This is a genomic window from Acinetobacter halobius (assembly GCF_044130335.1).
Classification (GTDB): domain Bacteria; phylum Pseudomonadota; class Gammaproteobacteria; order Pseudomonadales; family Moraxellaceae; genus Acinetobacter.
In genome coordinates this window covers 62,984-82,334 of sequence record NZ_JBIQOD010000015.1, presented here as the reverse complement: position 1 = coordinate 82,334, position 19,351 = coordinate 62,984, and the positions used below count along the sequence as shown (strand labels likewise).

Genomic DNA, 19,351 nt, shown 5'->3' with positions numbered 1-19,351 from the left:
TTCTTCGCACATACAGTTGCAATTGCAGCTGTTAAAGTTGTTTTACCATGGTCAACGTGACCGATTGTGCCCACGTTAACGTGTGGCTTATTACGTTCAAACTTAGCCTTAGCCATGTTCATCTTCCTCGTTTACGTCGAACACAGGTATAAACAACTCAGTATCGACACATCGCCTAAAAAAATCAGACACCAAATACTTGAAAAGCAGACTAATAAGCCTGCTTTCTTAAAACTTGTAGATAATCTACTAAACTGTAATCTGGAGCTCTTATCGAGATTTGAACTCGAGACCTCTCCCTTACCAAGGGAGTGCTCTACCACTGAGCTATAAGAGCAAATATAAAACTTCAAATGGAGCGGGAGACGAGGGTCGAACTCGCGACATGTAGCTTGGAAGGCTACCGCTCTACCAACTGAGCTACTCCCGCACGATGTTGGTACAAAGACCACTTTTTGAAGTCTTAAAATTGGTGGTGAGGGAAGGATTCGAACCTTCGAAACTTTCGTAGCGGAGTTACAGTCCGCCCCCTTTGACCGCTCGGGAACCTCACCATTTTACACTTACTTCAGTGTCGCTCTTTACTTAACTTACTCAACTCTCTAAGATGGTGCCGGCACACGGATTCGAACTGTGGACCTACTGATTACAAGTCAGTTGCTCTACCAACTGAGCTATGCCGGCGTTTCTTAGTGTTTCGTACGTTTCGTATCGGAACGGTGTGCAGTTTAGCAAAACTCAAAATCCTTGCAAGTGTTTTTTTCAAAAAAAACGTCAAAAACTCACAAAATCAATCCGTTTGATGATAATTCAACCGCTTTGATCACTGCGCGAGCTTTTATTTGGGTTTCATTCCACTCAGATTCAGGATTTGAGTCATAAACAAGCCCTGCTCCTGCTTGTACATAGACCTTATTTTCACGAATCACGCAGGTACGAATCGCAATCGACATGTCCATTTCACCATGCCAGCCCAAATAACCAACAGCACCACCAAAAATTCCACGTTTTACGGGCTCAACTTGGTCAATAATTTCCATTGCTCGAATTTTAGGTGCACCTGAAAGAGTGCCTGCAGGGAAAGTTGCTTTAAAAACATCCAATGCATCCACATCATCACGGACTTCGCCTTGAACATTGGACACAATATGCATGACATGTGAATAACGTTCGATCACCATTTGATCTGTCACTTGCACTTTTCCAATTTTTGAGACGCGACCGACATCATTTCGCCCCAAGTCAATCAACATCAAATGTTCTGCAATCTCTTTTTCATCCGATAATAAGTCTTGCTCAAGAGCTAAGTCTTCTTCTTTGGTTTTACCACGTGGGCGTGTTCCTGCCAGCGGACGTACCGTTGCAATGCCATTTTCAAGACGCGATAAAATTTCAGGGGACGAGCCGACAATATGAAAAGGCTGATTATTTTCCAAAGTTTGCCCTTGCACCAAGAACAAGTAAGGCGATGGATTCAAATGACGTAGTGCGCGATATACTTGCAGAGGTTCTCCATCAAAGTCAGAAACCATGCGATGCCCTGGTACGACCTGCATCACATCACCCGCACGAATATACTCTTTCACCGTCTCAATGGATTCTAAGAATTTCTGTTTTCCAGTGAGTGACTCAAAATGTGGTGCAGTATGTGGAGTCGCTTTAAGACTAATTGGTGTTGCCAACAAATCCTCTAGAACATCTAGTTGCTGCTGTGCTTGCTGATAAGCCTCCGCATTATTGACATCAGCATGCACGATCAGGAATAAAGTATCTTTTAAATTATCAAACACAATTACTGTTTTAGACAGCATCATCCAAATATCTGGTAAGCCTACAGGATCCGCTTCTGGCACGTTATTTAAACGTGGTTCAATATAACGTACTGCATCATAACCAAAGTAACCCACCAAGCCCCCTGTAAAGCTTGGTAAAGCAGGTAAATCTGCTTGGGTTGGAACTTTATATTGAGCTTGAAAATCACGGATATATTGAAAAGGATCTACGCAAGGCTGCTTTTCTATCGCTCCATCGGCTTGTTGAATGGTGAGCTCACCTGCGTTGCACGAGAAAACTGTCGATTCACCTAAACCAATAATCGAGTAGCGCGCCCAGTTTTCACCACCCTCCACGGATTCAAACAAATAGGCTTGCTTATGCTCTTTTAGGCGAGCAAAAACAGATAATGGCGTCTCGGTATCGGCTAAACGCTGACGATAGACAGGAATTAGGTTATAACCTGAGTTTTTGAGTTGATCGAATTGAGCTTGTGTTGTCATGAGTGTTTCTCTATTTTTTCAATATGGCGATATCAGTTTTTAAAATTAGCAGGTTGAGTTTCGCCATCGAAAAGCCATATGTTTACTCATGTTCATTCCTTCGTTTACAAAGTTACCCAATCAGCTCACACAGATTATCTACCACTTGTTGTGGCTGACAGTCTAAAATATTTTCACCATGATTATAGCCATAGCTGACCACAACACAATCAATACCCGCACGGCGTGCAGCCTCAACGTCATTGGATGAGTCCCCAATCATTAAGACCTGGTCTTTGTTTTGCGCATATTGTTCAACACAGTGTAACAACTGACGCGGATGAGGTTTGCGCTCTTCAAAACGATCTCCACCGATGACATCAGCAAAATAATGACTCATCCCCAAATGATCGACAATGGCGCGAGCAGGTTGTTCAGGCTTATTGGTCACACAAATCATGGTTTTCTTTTGCGCCAAGCCCCATTCCAAAAATGGCACAATGCCATCAAAAGGTAGCGTTTCCGCACATGGGTCAGCATTATAAATCTTTAAAAACGTATCCAATAATTGTTGTTGCTGGGCTGGATCAACTTCACCAGTCAAATGCTTCAAGGTACTTTGACAAAACAGAGCCGTTCCTTTTCCTATCCAGATCCGCACCTGTTCTTCCGTCACGGTTGGTAGTTGCATGGCATTGAGACTCATGTTCATGGCACGATGTAAATCTGTTGCAGAATCCACCAAGGTTCCATCTAAATCAAAAAGTAAAACTTCTCGTTGCGCCAAGTTAGCAATATTCATTCACCCTCACCCATTTTTATCATGTGCTGCCCAAAAACAATCAAGGCATGCTGTTGCATGCCTTGATTGTAGTGTGATCTGAATCTTATTTGAACATCAGCCACGCAATAATGGCTAAAATAATCAAGACAATGATCGAGATCAGCCCAACAGAGGCATTCTTTTGCGTCTCAGCCGCTTGAGCAACGGGTGTTGAAACTTCACTAACCTCAGTTGGGGGCTCATTTGAAGCAGTAACATCTACACCTTCAGGAATAGGCGCAGGTTTAGGAATACCGACATTTTGCGGCATACCATCACGTGTTAGGCTTACATTAGCATCGCGCTCTTTCAGCTCAGGCATTCCCTGATCATTCATTTGCTGTGCTACTGTTTTGGGTTGCTCAGGTTCTGCTTGTGCTGTTTCCGAAGTAGCAACAGCTTCCGATGGCTGAGCAATCGTCTCTTCTACCACAGTCGCACCCAACGTCGCATCATCTACTGACTCAACCACCTGCTCAAGTGGCTTTGCAGGCTCAAGTACTGAAAACTTTAAGCTGGCAAACTGGACAATATCACCCTGCTTTAACAAGGTCTCTACAGCAATTTGCACATCATTGACAAACGTGCCATTTGACGAACCGAGATCTTGTAACCAGAGTGCTTGCTCTTTCAGTAAAAAGGCTGCGTGCTTACGCGAAATTTCAGATTGTTGTAATAAGATATCTGCAGTCTGATGACGACCCACCAACATATCACGATCAATATTAATTTCTTGACCAGTTAACTCACCAGAAATTGCTTGTATTTTCCAAGTCATGACTTATCTCTCTATGTGCTGATTTATCATAACACAGTGAATATTCTTTACCATTTTGCCTTTTATGCAGATGAAGTAAAATCATCTATGCTGTATTTAACTGTAAATCCTCAGATTTTAAAGTAAGTTGTCGAGACCGAATTTTGTGTCATCTGCCCAAGCATGGCACCTTGCATCCGATCAACACTTAAATTCTTCCATACAGACTCAGGTTGCTGCACTTGTGGCAACTGACTTGACGTGGTCTTCTGAGGCACTTTAGCAATGGGTTGTTTTTGAATCACAGGTTCAATCGCAACAGGTGTTGTTTCTACCTTAGGTTGAGTTGCTGTCGGGCTGCTCGGTACACGCTGATAAGATTGTGGCAAGCTTGGTTTCGTTGAGCTAACAGGCAAACGTTGCTGGAAGACATCATCGACATTTTCTGGTAATTTTGAAAAACTACCATCTTTATCCATAGCCAACTGCAAACTGTATAACTGACTATAGCGCTGTTGGGAAAGGCGACGTGCTGACTCAGCATCACCAACAATCGTTGGATGAATGAAAACCAACAAATTGCGTTTCTGATCCGTCTTACCATCTGAACGAAATAAGCGCCCCAAACCAGGAATTGCACCTAGACCAGGAATTGACTGGCGTGAATAGGCTGTATTATCAGAAATCAAACCACCTAGAACAATGGTATTACCATGTTCTGCCAAGACTGAAGTCTTGATCGCACGCTTACTGGTAACCAAATCTTGCGCTTCACCCTTATTGGTTTTGACATCTGAGACTTCTTGTTCAATCTCTAAACGGATCGTTCCGCCTTCCCCAATATGTGGCACCACCTTAAGCGTTACACCCACATCTTTACGTTCAATCGTTGTATAGGGATTGGCTGTGCCTGAAGATGTGGTAGAAACCGAACCCGTCACAAACGGTACATTCTCCCCCACAACGATATAGGCTTCTTCATTATCCATAGTCACAATAGACGGTGTGGAAAGCAGATTCGACTTGGTTTTACTCTTTAAAGCCTGAATCATGGCACCATATAATTGGCGAGAACCATCACTGCCTTCTTTGTAATCACCCAAAATGAGTGAAGCACCAGCTCCAATTGCACTGGCTGCCCCTGCACCACCACTGGCTAAATAACCCGCCGCAATACTTTGTAAACTTGAACCAATATTGTCAAAGTTAATAATTCCCACACCACTGCTTAAATCACCCATCGCCCATTGTACGCCCAGTTGATCTGCATCATTTCCTTCCACTTCAAGAATAGTTGCTTCAATCAGGACCTGCTGACGACGAGTATCCAATTGCTGAATAGCAGACTCAATTTCACGCATGAGCTGTGGATCGGCTTTAACAACCAACGCATTTTGTGAGCTATCAGCAATAATACTCACTCCATTACTATTAAAACTGGTGATGTTGTTTTGATTGCGATTAGACTGGCTATTTAAGTTAATACTGGGTGTAGAAATCTGTGAAGACGAACCCTCACTGTTATTATTTTGACTAAAGGCCGCATTAGTGTTGCCACTATTATCAGCAGACTCGTTACTATTGACTGCTTGTCCCGAAACTAAGCCTTGTAAAATCTCAGATAAGTTTTTGGCGCTGGCATATTTTAAACGAAAAACCTTCAAGCCACCCAGACGTTCCGCAGCAGGCACATCGAGCATCTCGATCATTTGGCGAATACGTTTACGTGTAGCGGTATCCCCTTTTAAAATAATCCGATTGGTGCGGTTATCTGCAATAATACGTATTCTTGAGCCTTTTAAGTCCTTGATGGAACCTGTGCCGCTCATACTCTCCAACAACCCTATCATCTCTTCAGCTTGACTCGACTGTAACGACACCGCTTCAATGTCATTTTGTCCCGTACCATCCAAATTACGGATAATGGTTTCAAGCTGATAAATATTGCTAGCACGATCGGAAACAATCAGTGCATTGGTTCCATTCACTGCCGATAAATGTGCAAATTGTGGCATCAGCGGGCGTAATGCTGGAATTAAATCATTGGCATTGGTATTTTCCAGCCAAATCACCCGCGTCACAATCTGATCACCTGTGGCGCGGTGACGTGCATCATAGGGAATGCCTGAGCTTTTTACATTGCTATCAGGCACAATTTTAATGGTTCTTCCAGATGGTATTGCCACTACACCATTCACATTCAGCACCCCTAAGAACAAATCATAAACTTCTTCTTTGTTAAGTGCTTTGTTTGAAATGACCGTAACATTGCCACGAACCCTTGGATCCACCGCAAAATTTTTCCCAGTGATATCTGCAACTTCATTAATAAATGCAGTTAAATCTGCATCGCGTAGATTAATTTTCCATGTTTGCGCATAACTGGCTGTGCTCACCGTGGCAAGCAAAGGTGCTGCAATTGTTAGTGCCCATGCTGAGCGGTGATTCAATAAAGCCATAAATCCAAATCATTCCTAACTGATACTGGTGATGCTTGATCACTGAAAATTTTGTTGTACCGTAATGATACGATCACCACGTTTCACTTCTATTTTTACTTGTCCTTCACGACGCGCACGCTCCAACAACTGCGCATCATTTTGCCCCTGTCCGATCGCTTGACCGTTTAAAGACATAATCTGATCTCCCGCCTGCAAGCCTAAACGACTACGTAGTGCAGCAGGGGTTTGTTCCGTCACTTGATAACCTTGGCCAGCATTATTGTTGGTACCGACACCCAAATCCTTTAAATATTGCTCGCGATCTTGTTGTAAGCCCTGTACTGCCTGGCCTAATGCTTGCTGCTCTTGACTCACAGGAGGAACTGCAACAGGTGCAGTCGTCGGAGCCACAATTTGCTGATCTAGATTATCAATTCCTTGGAACAACAATTCTCGGGTTTGCCCACTGTTATTTTTGAGAATCGCGCGGTCCCAATAGACCTCAGCCAAATAATATGAACTGCCTTCTATGCTTTCCCCCACCCGATAACGATCTGCTACATTATTTGACTTAATCACAGCAGATGAAAACTGACTAGGTTGCCCAACCACCACACCTTGTAGCTGTAGATTGAGCTGATCATCTGCAGGATTCTTACTTTGCTCTGCAAATAACGCAAAATTGGTAATATTCGGGACTTGGGGTTGCTGTGAACCCAATTCAACACGTGGCATTTGCATAACTTGTGGTGGCGCTACCCAGAGCCAAAATAAGCCAGCCAACTTCCAGCATAGTGCCAAGATCAAAAGCATTAAACACAGTGGTGCTAGGCGCTCAAACTGTTTAAGGTTCAGCTCTGGTAATTTCTGTAGATCAAAACCCATTAAAAGCCCCCATTCAGCAGAGGCTGACGCGAACTCACCACATAACTATCTAGACCTGCTTTACCTTGATAAGATGGCACATTTAACATTAAACGTTGGGTTAATTGCACATCCAGCATCAAGTCTGGATCAACCGTTAAATTCATGAGTTTTTGTTGACGTTGATCCTGCAAATTAATCATGAGTTTATTTTGATCTTGCGATAACTTTCCTGCCAACGATGGAATTTGCATTTGCTGTGGACGTTGCGCAAAGATATACATCAATTCCCCTCCAGCCCACTGCATGCCACCACCTACCTGACTAAAACCTTGCTCTTTTTTATAATTAAAATCAATTTCTTGCAACTGGATTGCATTGCTAGGCCATTGCCAATTGGCGATCGACTTTAAAGTTTCTGGAGCAATTTGTCCGTTCAAATCCCGCACGATGACTTTTTTCCCGAAACCATAGGCCAACACACCATCCAGTTTGGTATTGGCACTATAAATCTCAACATTGGCGCCTGCACGCAGTAACAGTAAATCTAAAGGTCGGGTTGTCCAAACAACGGTTCCACGTAATTTTCCAGTTTGCCAATCGGCCTGTCCATGCCAAAGATTACCGCTGACATTCTGCAAAATCTGATTGTTTTTATAAAATTTTGCAATGAGCCATGCTGCCGGTATTTGCAGCAAAACGAAGATTAAAAATACTACAACTGTAAACATCCACCACGTGACGTATTTAGGTTTTGTGATTCTCCCACCACGAACTTTCAATTATTCTTCCTTGCTTCATTTTTTGTCTTTCTTTGATAGACATTATGCATAATTTTACAACAACACCAAACGTTAACTACAAAAAAAACCAAGCATATAATGCTTGGTTTTCGCAGTTTATGTCACGTCTGTGACAAGGCGATGACTTAGATTAGAAAATCTTCTAGCTTCGCACCTTTTTCCAACTGAGCCACTAACCAGCGTGGTTGCTTACCACGACCTGTCCATGTTTCAGCAGCATTACTTTTGTTACGGTAACGTGGCTCGACAGACTTACGCGTGCCTTTCTTACGCTTCGTTGCACCAAACTCTAAAATTTGTTCGATGCTTAAACCTACATTTTCTGCAATTGCAATAATTTGGGTATATGCATCTTCAACTGCTTGATCTTTTTTAGATGCAATTAAAGCTTCCGCTTCGATTTGTAGACGCTTTAACTCTTCTACGGATAAATTACTAATATCTGGCATACATTAACTCCATTAACCAACATTTTATTTACTGAGCCTATTTAATAATATTTTGATTAGACCAAAGACTCAACTCATCCATGACTTAAACAACAATACTTAGACAGTATTTATATAGTCTAGCGACTTTTAAAATAAATAAAAAGACATTTATATTTTATGTCCGATGGTTAACTCGAATTCTTTGAGTTTATGACGCGTCAGTTCAGGGATTAATGTTTTCTGCATATTCACCTTATCGACACAAACAATAACCGCTTCCGCTTCTGCAACGATAGATTGTTGTTGCTCGCTCCAGAGTAAATAATGCATACGAAATGCACTATTTCTAAGTTCTTCAATCCGTGCACCGATGCTTAATTGATCTGGATAAAATACAGGTTTTAAATACTTGCACTGATTTGATGCGACCACAGTCAGTATGTCCGAAGATAAAATACCTGTCCGCTCAATATAGGCCAAACGAGCACTTTCCACATAACGGTAATACATGACGTTATTAACATGACCAAAGGCATCCATATCTCCCCAAGCCACCTGTTGGGTATAAACCAATGGGTAATCTAACAGGCTCCGCATTATCCACCTATATTTTCATTTCGACAAAATTTGCATTATTTTCAAAAATTAAATTTAACTGTTTAATTAAATCCTCATCTCCGTTTAAGGTCGACTTGATTCTTAAATAGTTCATTAATACATTATCTGGATATAAATTTAATAACTCATCGGCTTGGTCTTTGTTCCCTAAAGCCGTATAAATATGCCATTTTGCAAAACTCAAAACGGGCACACTCATATACTTCGCTTCCCATGCTTCGATATGCTGTTGTAAATCGACATAATCAGGTAGCTGTTTCAAAAGTTGCTGTTGAAACCACAAATAAAATACTTCTGCATTAAACTGTTGATTGAGCAAATGAATCGACAGAATTTCATGTTGTGCACTCAAATCAGGCATGCGCGCTAATAATTTAAGCCATAAAAGTTGAATATCATAACTGCGGGTAAAAATCTGATCCGATAGATCTAAATAGCGCTGTTTTAAATCTTCTAAATTGTCATAGCTGGCTTGATCAAATTTAATCAACAAACGTTTCAACCATGCTTTCTTCACATCCTGATCCAAATGACCATATTGGGTTGAACGCAAATACAGCCATGGAAACTGAACCGCGAAACGCCCCCACAACTCTTTTAAACAGGATTCATAAGCTGTTTGTACATCCTTTAGCCATGGTGAAAGTTCATGTTGATTAAGAAACTCAAGATGAGTGAGTGCTTGTTCCGCATCCTCTTTCGCTAAAAAGAGTTCAATACGCTGAAGTTCAGCCAGTTCAAAAGCCATTGCATTGCTTTGACTTAGTGCACTGAGTGCTTCTGGAAACTGCGCCTTCATCAAGTATAAGCGCGCATCAATAATACTTTTGAGCAAGCCCGACTGAGCAAACGCATTTTGAATAAAGGCCTGCTGATCTCGACCTGCATCTAACAACCAGATCACAGCCAATTGCTCGTAGGGATGTAAATTTTTAAAATCAAAAACCGTTTCTGCTTTACGTTTTTCCCGACTAAGATAACGTTTCAGCCCGAGCCAACATAGGTGCAAACCAAGACTCAGTACGGCTAATGCAAGAAACATCACCCAAAGATTGGTTTGCAATTGCCAGTCATGCCAAAATACATAGACATAGCCTGCACCATGTCCGTAACTCAAAACACTCAGTACAGCAATCGCAATTAAACTCACCAAGCCATAAGCAGTCAGTATTTGTTTCATCTCATTACCCCAGCAACGCACGTGTGCCTAAAATCGGGGTGGGCACGACCATCAAAGTCTTTAATTTATTCAATTGTTTTAGCAGTTCTTTAGCTTTAGGATCTGGTAGCTGCTGAATGAGCAACATAACCTCAGTCAAATCTTTTTGGTATTCGGTGTATTGTCCTGAAATTAAGGCTTGGCGGGCCAATAACAAACGCAATTGGGCCTCTTTCAAAATAATCTGGCGTTGCATTAACGCTGTTGCGGGTGCTTGAGCAGGTTCAAGCTTAAACCATTGTTTCCAAAAGGGTTCAGACGAATCACGTACGGTGCTTAACTGTGGTTGCTGTATTTCACGATTTAAAGCCAGATCAATCTGTTGCAGTTGACGGTTAATTTGTGCTTGCTGTTCATTGCGCTCAGCCACAAATTTCTGAATGGTTTGCATATCTCGCGCGATGACCTGATGCAGACTTTGCTTCAACGCCACAGCCAAGTTATATTTTTCTAGTTGCATATCTAAAAAGGCCAATTTATCGGTGGCCACCACATACTGCTGTTGCTTTAAGGCAAACTCCACCAAGTCCAGTTGTTGTTTGATAAACAAAATTGGATCAATACCCTCAACCACTTCTTCAGTGAGCTGACTACTCGTCGCATTCGCTACTGCAGGACTCTGCTTCAAAGTTTCTTTTTGACGTTGCATGGCGACAACTTGATCGTTCAAATTAGCACTGCGCTGCTCGATTTGGTGCATCTCACTCAACAAAGCAGTTTGCTGTGTACTCAGCCCCCACACGTCATAACTCAGCTTCGCAACCCACGCCAACGCAGCCATTAACACCACTATAAGAATCTTCTTCATGCGTTCCCTTGCCCACTGCATAACAACTGTACAATCGTGGCTGTCTTTAAGTCTTTCAGTACACTCACTTTAAACTGTACATACATTTGCTGTTGAGACTGTTTCAAGATGTGAGCCAAACGTTCACCTAATACCAAAAAGTGTCCTTTTTGCAAAAGTTGAATGTTTGTGTCTAGCAGAGCTAACCAATTCAGCCAACTAGCCTCACTACTGATCAGCGCAACATAATCATTATGTTCTGATAAACATTGAACCAATTCAGCCTGTTGCTGCAAAGTTTGATGAGGACAACGGCGTTCATATAGCACAAAGTTCAGTATAAAACGCCCGTGTTGCATTAAGGTGTCCATCATAAACTGACGCCCACCCTCGCCACGCCAAAATGCAATGCTCGCATCACCAGCCAAGTTCTGCAAAACAGGTAATTGTAACATCCCTTCTGAGCTTTCCACCTCAGGCACCACACTGTCCAAACCATATTCAGCCAAAGCCTGCGCTGTTTTTTGTCCAACAGCAATCCACTGAAGATGCTTTAAGTCAGACAGAGCTAACCCACTGTGCACCAATTGATCCATACCAAACTGTACAGCACTTGGACTAACCACGACCACAACCTGTACCTGAGGCAACTGATCATACAAATGTGCCAAGTCTGTATCCCATTGCCTTGGAATGAGTTCCAATAAAGGCAGAGAGTAGACCTCAACCGCCTGTTGCTCTAGCACTTGAGTCAGGCTTTTCGCCCGATCGACTGGACGCGTATTAATAAACAACATCGTAACCAATATTAATGATAAAAAGCTTTGAGCAAGTCACCAGCGCCTTGTGCCAATAGCTCTTGCGCCAGTACAACCCCTAAATGCTCTGCTTCAGCAACATCACCTGTCACTTGTGCTTTCAGTAAGGTTTGCCCATCGACACTGCCCACGCGGCCTTCAAGCTGAATGCGGTTATCTGCTAAAGTGGCATAACCTGCAATCGGTACCTGACAGCCACCTTCAAGATAAGCATTGAAAGCGCGTTCAGCACGTACACAAGTATCTGTTTCTAGATGTAGTAAGGGATGAATCAGGTCCAAGACTACTTGATCATTTCCACGACACTCTAGCCCTAAAGCCCCCTGACCCACAGCAGGTAAACTCAACTCTGGTTGAATGGTATGGCGGATACGCTCTGCCAAACCCAAACGTTTTAATCCTGCACTGGCCAAAATGATGGCATCATACTGACCCGCATCCAGTTTAGATAAACGTGTTCCCACATTGCCGCGTAAGTCGATAATGTCTAGGTCTGGTCGTTGTTTTAAGATTTGGCATTTACGGCGCAAACTCGAAGTACCAACCTTTGCCCCTTGTGGCAATGCATCAAAACTCGCATAACTATTCGACACAAAGGCATCTAAAGGATCTTCACGCTCACAGATGACCGCCAGTGATAAGCCTTCAGGCAAAGCCATTGGAACATCTTTCATCGAATGCACTGCCAAATCAGCACGACCATCCAATAACGCTGCTTCAAGCTCTTTGACAAATAAACCTTTGCCACCAATTTTTGCCAATGGCGTATCTAAAATTTTGTCCCCTTGAGTAACAAAAGTTACCAACTCTACGGTGAGCCCCTCATGCAATGCTTCTAAACGAGCACGAATATGTTCAGCCTGCCAAAGAGCAAGTGGGCTTTGTCGAGTAGCGATCTTTAGGGTTTTCATAAATTTTAGTATGTGCCAATAAGAATGAAACTATCTTAAACTGAATTTCCCCCATTGGAAATGTATTCAGCCTAAAGCACTGAGTCTCATTTCTTGCAGCATTACCGATGGCTTTAAGTTAGAGCTTATGTAAGCGCTCACGCAATCCTGGCAAATGCCGTCGGCTGACTGCCAAACGTTCATCTAGCTCACGGCAACGCACTTGATACTGTCCAGAGTTAACCACCTCTAACCCTTCTAAAAAGTGAACTGAAACCAAAGCATTGCGGTGGATGCGAATAAAGGCATCCCCAAACTCATGTTCTAAGTCTTTTAAGGTTTCATCAATTAAAACACTGCCATTTCTATGACGGACAGTGACGTATTTTTGATCCGCTAAAAAATAATAAATATTTTCAACAGGAACCAACTCCACACCACGATAGGTTTTCGCTGCGATTTGATGTCGCTTTACATTAAATTCGTCCATATTTTCTTTTTGTTTTATCTCGCTCATTTGAGCTTGGGTTAATTTAGTGAGGTGACCAAGCACCTGTTGCAATTCCTGTTGCATCACTGGTTTTAATAAATAGCCTTCAGCATGTGACTTAAATGCGTCAAGCGCATGTTCATCGTAAGCTGTACAAAACACCAAAGCAGGCATGGGCTCAAGCTGACGCAAAAAATGCGCACAGGTTAAACCATCCATTTCTGGCATTTGAATATCCAAAAGTACAACGTCTGGCTCATATTGTTGAGTGAGTTCTATAGCTTGTTGACCATGCGATGCGGTTGCCACCACCTGATGTCCAAGCTGACTCACCAATCGAGATAAACGTTCAATTGCTAAAGGCTCATCATCACAAATTAGGATGTCCATTTATCTCCCCCCAACAGTCACCTTGTTTATTTTTATAGGTTCACTGTGGCTTATTTATATTGATACTGCACAACAGTGGTATACATTCCTTCCCCTGCATAAGTTTGAAAACTGACACTACGCCCAAAATATGCTTCTAGACGCTGCTTCACATTTTCAATGGCAATACCATGTCCCTGTCGTTTATGAATTGTTTCCTTTGTAAATGGGTTAGTTATCACGATATTAACTTGATTTTGCAATATTTCAATCAGTACACTTATCGTACTCTTAGTTAAAAATTTTTCAACTCCATGAAAAATACTATTTTCAAGTAAAGGTTGTAAAGTTAAGAGTGGAATATGTACCTGCGGACATAACTCGGCATGTTCGATTTTCCATTCAACCTGTAAACGATCTCCCAAACGAATTTGCTCGATTGCCAAATAGCGTTGACATAGCTCAATTTCATCACTTAACTTCACCAACTTCAGCTCTTGAAAGCTGGCTCTAAACAGGCGCGACAAGTTGAGTAACATTTGCTCTGCTTTATCTGGATCAATCGCAATTAAACTGACAACATTATTTAAACTATTAAACAAAAAATGTGGATGAATACGGGCTTGCATAGCTTGTACCCGCGCATTCAGTTCACTATGTTGCTGCCTGAACCACTGCTCTCTTAAATATAGATAACGAAAACAAAAAGTCCCCAACAGCAGACCATAACCCAAATGTAGTGCCACATCCTCGAATAAAACTGGCGAAGTTAAACCTTTGAGACTAAAATTGATGCCAAAGAAGATCAGTATATTAAGACTCAGCGTGGTTGCCAAAACAATGATCTGTAATAAAAAAAAGCCTGACAATAAAGTCATACCTAAACTTAAATTTTGCAACTTTTTTTGAGCATACTGCATCAGTGCGGTAAACGACAGCAACACCCAATTAATGTAAAGCATATAACTCAGCACATGCCCAAACACCAAAGCTGACCAAGACTGTGCTTCGGCCAAAGCCAACAGCATAGCCAACAAATTTCCACCAACAAACAGCTCCAGCAAATGTGGCCATTGCACAATTTTACTAAATAAATAGGAAATATTGGGCTTGGTCATACTGGAAGTTAAACTTTGCGCATCTTGAACTTCGGCAAGTTGTCTTGAATTTGTTATACTCATGCGAGTTCTACCGCTTTTTATCTTATTGAGCCGACATGACCACATCTTCTAATTCCTCAAATCCGTCACAAGCCCAAACTTCGGGTATGTGGGGCGGTCGTTTCTCTGAAGCTACTGATGCCTTTGTTGCTGAATTTACAGCATCTGTACAATTTGACCAACGCTTTTATAAACAAGATATTGCAGGCTCTATTGCCCATGCGACCATGCTTGCAAAAGTTGGCGTTCTGACCGAACAAGAACGTGATGACATCATCAATGGCTTAAACACCATTCAAGCTGAAATCGAAGCGGGTCAGTTCGAATGGCGTATTGACCTAGAAGATGTGCACATGAATATTGAGTCGCGTTTGACTCAACGGATTGGCATCACAGGTAAAAAGCTCCATACAGGTCGTAGCCGTAACGACCAAGTGGCAACCGATATCCGCCTCTATGTTCGCGATGAAATTGATGCCATTTTAGAATTACTAAAAAAATTACAAAAAGGTATTTTGAGTATTGCGGCTCAAAACACGCATACCATTATGCCAGGTTTCACCCACTTACAAACAGCACAGCCTGTGACTTTTGGTCACCACCTATTGGCATGGTTTGAAATGTTAGTCCGTGACTCTGAGCGCCTCATTGACTGTCGTAAACGTACTAACCGTATGCCTTTAGGTTCAGCAGCACTGGCAGGTACCACTTACCCCATCGACCGCGCATTTACAGCAGAGTTATTGGGTTTTGAGGCTGTTTCTGAAAACTCGCTTGATGCAGTATCTGACCGTGACTTCGGTATTGAGTTCAATGCTGCGGCTTCGCTGATCATGATGCACTTATCACGCATGTCAGAAGAACTCATTCTATGGACATCTGCTCAATTTAAGTTTGTAAACATTCCAGACCGTTTCTGTACGGGCTCATCCATCATGCCACAAAAGAAAAACCCAGATGTGCCTGAGTTAGTACGTGGTAAAACAGGCCGTGTCTATGGCGATTTGATGAGTTTGTTAACACTCATGAAAGGTCAACCGTTGGCGTATAACAAAGACAATCAAGAAGACAAAGAACCTTTGTTTGATGCGATTGATACCGTGCGTGGCTCGCTCATGGCTTTTGCAGACATGATTCCTGCTTTGGTGCCAAACATCGACATCATGCGTGAAGCAGCGCTTCGTGGCTTCTCAACCGCAACCGACTTAGCTGATTACCTTGTTAAAAATGGTGTGGCTTTCCGTGATGCACATGAAATTGTGGGTAAAGCTGTTGCTTTAGGTGTTCAAGAGTCCAAAGACCTCTCTGAATTGACTTTAGAACAACTTCAACAGTTCTCTGACTTAATTCAAGCTGATGTGTTTGAAAAAGCGCTGACCCTTGAAGCGTCAGTCAATGCGCGTAACCACATTGGTGGAACTGCACCTGCGCAAGTAGAAGCTGCCATTGAACGTGCCCATGCGCGTTTAGAAAAACTTTATGCTCAATAAGGACGTCTAGATATGACTCGACAAGTTTTTTGCCGTAAATATCAAACAGAAATGGAAGGTTTAGACTTTGCACCGTTTCCAGGTGTAAAAGGTCAAGAGCTTTTTGAAAGCATCTCCAAGCAAGCTTGGGGAGAATGGTTAAAGCACCAAACCACTTTAATCAATGAAAAGCGCCTAAATGTGTTTGAACCAGATGCAAAAAAGTTTCTTGAAGAACAACGTGAGAAGTTCTTTAACAATGATGAAAGCTTAGAAAAAGCAGAAGGCCTAAAGCCTGAGGCGTAATAAAGCGGAGTACTGCTCCAGCACGCCGTAAGACAAGCGAAGCGCATCGTTTCAAATGCCATGAAAGAGTCTGTAAAAGGACTCTTTTTTTATTTGCATGTCGATTGACTAAATCAATCTCTAAAGTAAAAAAGAAGATAGATGACACGTGGATGACTTAATTACTGTTTAAACCGATTATTTGTATCCAAATGATTGAGTGTAAACATAGCGCTACAGAACCTGTATAAAACTCAACATTACACTACAAGAACCTACATGACGCAGAAAAACATCTTTCCTATAATGACATTCAAGGATAGAGGGAAACCTCTTATCTATAACGATAAATATCCCCGATTTTAGTCTCAGATTTCCCCCAAAATCTGAGATTTTTTTTATCCAAAAATTAAGCAACCATAAAAAAGCACAACCGAAGTTGTGCTTGAAAAATAAAATTCGCTTTTTTATTTTTGGATATGTTTTTCAACTTCTTCAAAACTGGTATGACGCACATCCAAGCCTTTCACCATGTAAATCACTTGCTCAGAAATGTTACGCGCATGGTCGCCAATCCGTTCTAATGAACGTAATACCCACATCACATTAATCACGCGCGCAATATGACGCGGGTCTTCAATCATATACGTCATCAAAGTACGCGTTGCAGACTGATATTCACGGTCAATATCAGCATCGGCCATCATCACCCGTAACGCTTGCTCAGCATCCAAACGCGCGAACGCATCTAAAGCATCATGAATCATGACACGAACTTGGTTACCAATATGACGCGTTTCCATATAACCACGTGGTGATTCGCCATCTTCACATAAACTTTGCGCAATACGAGCAATTTTCGCAGCCTCATCACCAATACGCTCTAGATCAGTATTGGCTTTCGACATTGCAATCACCATACGCAAATCAATCGCAGCAGGATGGCGACGGGCTAAGATCAAGGTCAATGCTTCATCAATTTCACGCTCTAATTGATTCACTGCATTGTCTTTAAACTGTACATCTACCGCTAAGTTGGCATCGGTGTCGAGTAAAGCATGAATTGCATTTGCCACTTGTTGCTCTACCAAACCACCCATGGTCATAAATTTAGTATTCACATCCTGCAAATCTTCATTGAACTGTGAAGAAATGTGATGGTTTAAAACAGGACTATTTGGCAAAGGACGTACTCCACAGCAACATCATGAGGGACTAAAGTTTGAGCGATATTAAAACATATCAATTATGAAGATTTGATGACAAGAGCTCATTCTGAGCTTGTTTTGTCGATCCACAATGCTTTCATTTTTCGCATCTCATAGTCAGTCAACTTACCCACAGATGCCTTTAAATGCAAGATAATGCGCAAATCACCTTTCAAGTATCCGCATTGTATTTTGATTAAAACAGTATGCCTTCCCCATGAATGTCCATTTTTAGCACTAAGCTTTTAACCAAATTGACATGCATCGAATTCAATTACACCTGTCACAACTTAGCTTTCGCCAACATCATCAAAAGCAAAAGTTTATTCAAACGAATTGTTATTAGTTTCGTATATTTTTTATTGCATACATTACACTGACATATCTTAATGCATTCATTATGAAGTAAATATTTTCCAGCGTCATAAACCCTGAACCACATTCATTCACAATACTACACATTAAAAATCTGATTCCTCTATAAAATGAGGCGTGGAGAAACGGAGTGTCTCTATATCTTGTTGTCGCTGAACTGAGTTTTCTAAATCGAGTTGCTGTGAATCATTTTTCTTTCTTTTCACTTAAAACATATACGCTCATATTTTTGTGCGTAATGCTGGCTGCCTGTCAGAAACCAGAGCCAGTGAGTTTTCAGGAACCAGCTAGAATTGAAGCGTTTTCGTCACAAACGATGGATCTCACAGATTTGTGCCAAAAAATTGGCAAAAACATGTCCGAAATAGATGCTCAGCGTACCACTTTTGCTTTAGAACAAATCAACCAAGACTTGAAACTATGTCTACCTTTACTTGATTTCCAACAGCAAAAACATTTATTGAGTTTATCTAATAAAATGTACAGTGACTTCTTAGCCGTCGATCGTACGCCACAGCAACAACGTGCTTTTGAAAGTTATGCTTTAGAAATGGCACAGCACCCGACCATTCAACAGAGTCTTTTTGAACAATTAACGCTTCGTGACCAATACTTAATCAAACATCAAGGCCAATCTTATGTGGAGTTATTCGACGCAGGCGAAGGGGAAGTCCATTACCGCCGCAGCCCTGAATATTTAGCTAAAATTTTTGCACCCTATTTACCTGTTGCAGAGCAAGCGTTTATTGAACATTTAGCAGCACAAAATCAGTACCCTGCCGTGATCGACCATCAAGTTAAAATTGATGCTAAAGAAATTGCAGATCGTGCATTGTATTGGGAAAGTTATTTAAGACAATATCCTCAAAGTAGCTATCATCAAGATGCCCGCCATTTATTGAATCTATATAGCACCTTGCTGTTTATTGGACCAAATACTCAAGCTGTTTATGATGGCTATACCGTACAAAGCAGTTATTTAGAGGAAATTGAGCGTCTTGCTGAACTCAAAAATTCAGTAGTCACCGATCATGCACGTTTATTTTTGAAATTTATTGAACTTAGCCCTGAACAAAGAACAGCTCAAATCATCTTGCCTGCTTCCACTCATCCGCAGCGTTTAGGTGCAGAGCAATTATTACAAACTCAACTCGCTCACTTTATTCAACTCCGTATGGTTCAACCCGACCAAGGCAAAGACTGCTTAAGTGATGCCATTTGCCTGAACCGCTAACATATACGCTCTCAAATTGTGCTCATATTTTGAGTAAAAAGATCGCTGTTTTTGC

19 protein-coding genes and 4 tRNA genes are annotated in these 19,351 nt (G+C 41.8%); 3 read left to right on the top strand and 20 right to left on the bottom strand.

The window, feature by feature from the left end; translation table 11 throughout:
• From ACE01U_RS13095 to ACE01U_RS13005, 19 genes are all read right to left on the bottom strand, one after another.
• The coding region (locus tag ACE01U_RS13095; RefSeq protein ID WP_244782822.1) for a GTP-binding protein at window positions 1-116 on the bottom strand (116 nt) is incomplete at its 3' end.
• Window positions 117-262: 146 nt separating this feature from the next.
• Window positions 263-337 (bottom strand) — tRNA-Thr (locus tag ACE01U_RS13090).
• A gap of 17 nt (window positions 338-354) precedes the next feature.
• Window positions 355-430, bottom strand: a tRNA-Gly gene (locus ACE01U_RS13085).
• Window positions 431-470: 40 nt separating this feature from the next.
• Window positions 471-554 (bottom strand) — tRNA-Tyr (locus ACE01U_RS13080).
• 54 nt (window positions 555-608) lie between these two features.
• Window positions 609-684, bottom strand: a tRNA-Thr gene (locus ACE01U_RS13075).
• Between the two features lie 98 nt (window positions 685-782).
• On the bottom strand, window positions 783-2,276 hold the full coding sequence (trpE, locus tag ACE01U_RS13070; RefSeq protein ID WP_110974797.1) for an anthranilate synthase component I: 1,494 nt from the start codon (window positions 2,274-2,276) through the stop codon (window positions 783-785).
• Window positions 2,277-2,388: 112 nt separating this feature from the next.
• Window positions 2,389-3,057 carry a phosphoglycolate phosphatase gene (gene gph, locus ACE01U_RS13065; protein ID WP_395579653.1) on the bottom strand — a complete coding sequence of 223 codons (669 nt, stop codon included), beginning with the start codon at window positions 3,055-3,057 and terminating at the stop codon, window positions 2,389-2,391.
• Between the two features lie 85 nt (window positions 3,058-3,142).
• A complete protein-coding gene (locus tag ACE01U_RS13060; protein ID WP_395579652.1) occupies window positions 3,143-3,856 on the bottom strand; it encodes an FHA domain-containing protein in 714 nt (237 codons plus the stop codon).
• A 110-nt stretch (window positions 3,857-3,966) separates the two neighbouring features.
• Window positions 3,967-6,294 (bottom strand): type II secretion system secretin GspD, encoded by a 2,328-nt coding sequence (gene gspD / locus ACE01U_RS13055; protein WP_395579651.1) that lies wholly within the window; start codon window positions 6,292-6,294, stop codon window positions 3,967-3,969.
• Window positions 6,295-6,333: 39 nt separating this feature from the next.
• Window positions 6,334-7,161 carry a type II secretion system protein N gene (locus ACE01U_RS13050; protein ID WP_110974800.1) on the bottom strand — a complete coding sequence of 276 codons (828 nt, stop codon included), beginning with the start codon at window positions 7,159-7,161 and terminating at the stop codon, window positions 6,334-6,336.
• Window positions 7,161-7,871, bottom strand: a complete 711-nt coding sequence (gene gspN, locus ACE01U_RS13045; RefSeq protein ID WP_119064884.1) for a type II secretion system protein N — start codon at window positions 7,869-7,871, stop codon at window positions 7,161-7,163. The genes ACE01U_RS13050 and gspN overlap by 1 nt, the downstream gene beginning before the upstream one ends.
• 197 nt (window positions 7,872-8,068) lie before the next feature.
• Complete coding sequence (locus ACE01U_RS13040) at window positions 8,069-8,392, bottom strand: H-NS histone family protein (protein WP_086209750.1); 324 nt, start codon at window positions 8,390-8,392, stop codon at window positions 8,069-8,071.
• 150 nt (window positions 8,393-8,542) lie between these two features.
• A complete protein-coding gene (locus tag ACE01U_RS13035; RefSeq protein WP_086209751.1) occupies window positions 8,543-8,971 on the bottom strand; it encodes an acyl-CoA thioesterase in 429 nt (142 codons plus the stop codon).
• Window positions 8,972-8,978: 7 nt separating this feature from the next.
• Window positions 8,979-10,172, bottom strand: a complete 1,194-nt coding sequence (locus ACE01U_RS13030) for a heme biosynthesis protein HemY (RefSeq protein WP_110974803.1) — start codon at window positions 10,170-10,172, stop codon at window positions 8,979-8,981.
• Window positions 10,173-10,176: 4 nt separating this feature from the next.
• Window positions 10,177-11,019, bottom strand: a complete 843-nt coding sequence (locus ACE01U_RS13025) for a hypothetical protein (protein WP_110974804.1) — start codon at window positions 11,017-11,019, stop codon at window positions 10,177-10,179.
• On the bottom strand, window positions 11,016-11,795 hold the full coding sequence (locus tag ACE01U_RS13020; protein WP_395579650.1) for a uroporphyrinogen-III synthase: 780 nt from the start codon (window positions 11,793-11,795) through the stop codon (window positions 11,016-11,018). Before ACE01U_RS13020 ends, ACE01U_RS13025 begins: the two co-directional genes overlap by 4 nt.
• 11 nt (window positions 11,796-11,806) lie before the next feature.
• Complete coding sequence (gene hemC, locus ACE01U_RS13015; RefSeq protein WP_395579648.1) at window positions 11,807-12,727, bottom strand: hydroxymethylbilane synthase; 921 nt, start codon at window positions 12,725-12,727, stop codon at window positions 11,807-11,809.
• 118 nt (window positions 12,728-12,845) lie between these two features.
• Entirely contained in the window at window positions 12,846-13,586 is a 741-nt protein-coding gene (locus ACE01U_RS13010) for a LytR/AlgR family response regulator transcription factor (RefSeq protein ID WP_086209756.1), read from the bottom strand.
• A gap of 50 nt (window positions 13,587-13,636) precedes the next feature.
• On the bottom strand, window positions 13,637-14,791 hold the full coding sequence (locus ACE01U_RS13005) for a sensor histidine kinase (protein WP_162900308.1): 1,155 nt from the start codon (window positions 14,789-14,791) through the stop codon (window positions 13,637-13,639).
• Here ACE01U_RS13005 and argH point away from each other — a divergent pair.
• On the top strand, window positions 14,782-16,215 hold the full coding sequence (argH, locus tag ACE01U_RS13000; RefSeq protein WP_004692796.1) for an argininosuccinate lyase: 1,434 nt from the start codon (window positions 14,782-14,784) through the stop codon (window positions 16,213-16,215). The two genes, ACE01U_RS13005 and argH, sit on opposite strands and share 10 nt — an antisense overlap.
• A 12-nt stretch (window positions 16,216-16,227) precedes the next feature.
• A complete protein-coding gene (locus ACE01U_RS12995; RefSeq protein WP_087528582.1) occupies window positions 16,228-16,500 on the top strand; it encodes an oxidative damage protection protein in 273 nt (90 codons plus the stop codon).
• A gap of 446 nt (window positions 16,501-16,946) precedes the next feature.
• Here ACE01U_RS12995 and phoU read toward each other — a convergent pair whose 3' ends face one another.
• Window positions 16,947-17,663, bottom strand: coding sequence for a phosphate signaling complex protein PhoU (phoU, locus tag ACE01U_RS12990; protein WP_004692799.1), 717 nt, complete (start codon window positions 17,661-17,663; stop codon window positions 16,947-16,949).
• A 580-nt stretch (window positions 17,664-18,243) separates the two neighbouring features.
• Between phoU and ACE01U_RS12985 the strand changes: the two genes are divergently transcribed.
• On the top strand, window positions 18,244-19,296 hold the full coding sequence (locus ACE01U_RS12985) for a hypothetical protein (protein WP_395579655.1): 1,053 nt from the start codon (window positions 18,244-18,246) through the stop codon (window positions 19,294-19,296).
• The last annotated feature ends 55 nt before the right edge of the window (window positions 19,297-19,351 follow it).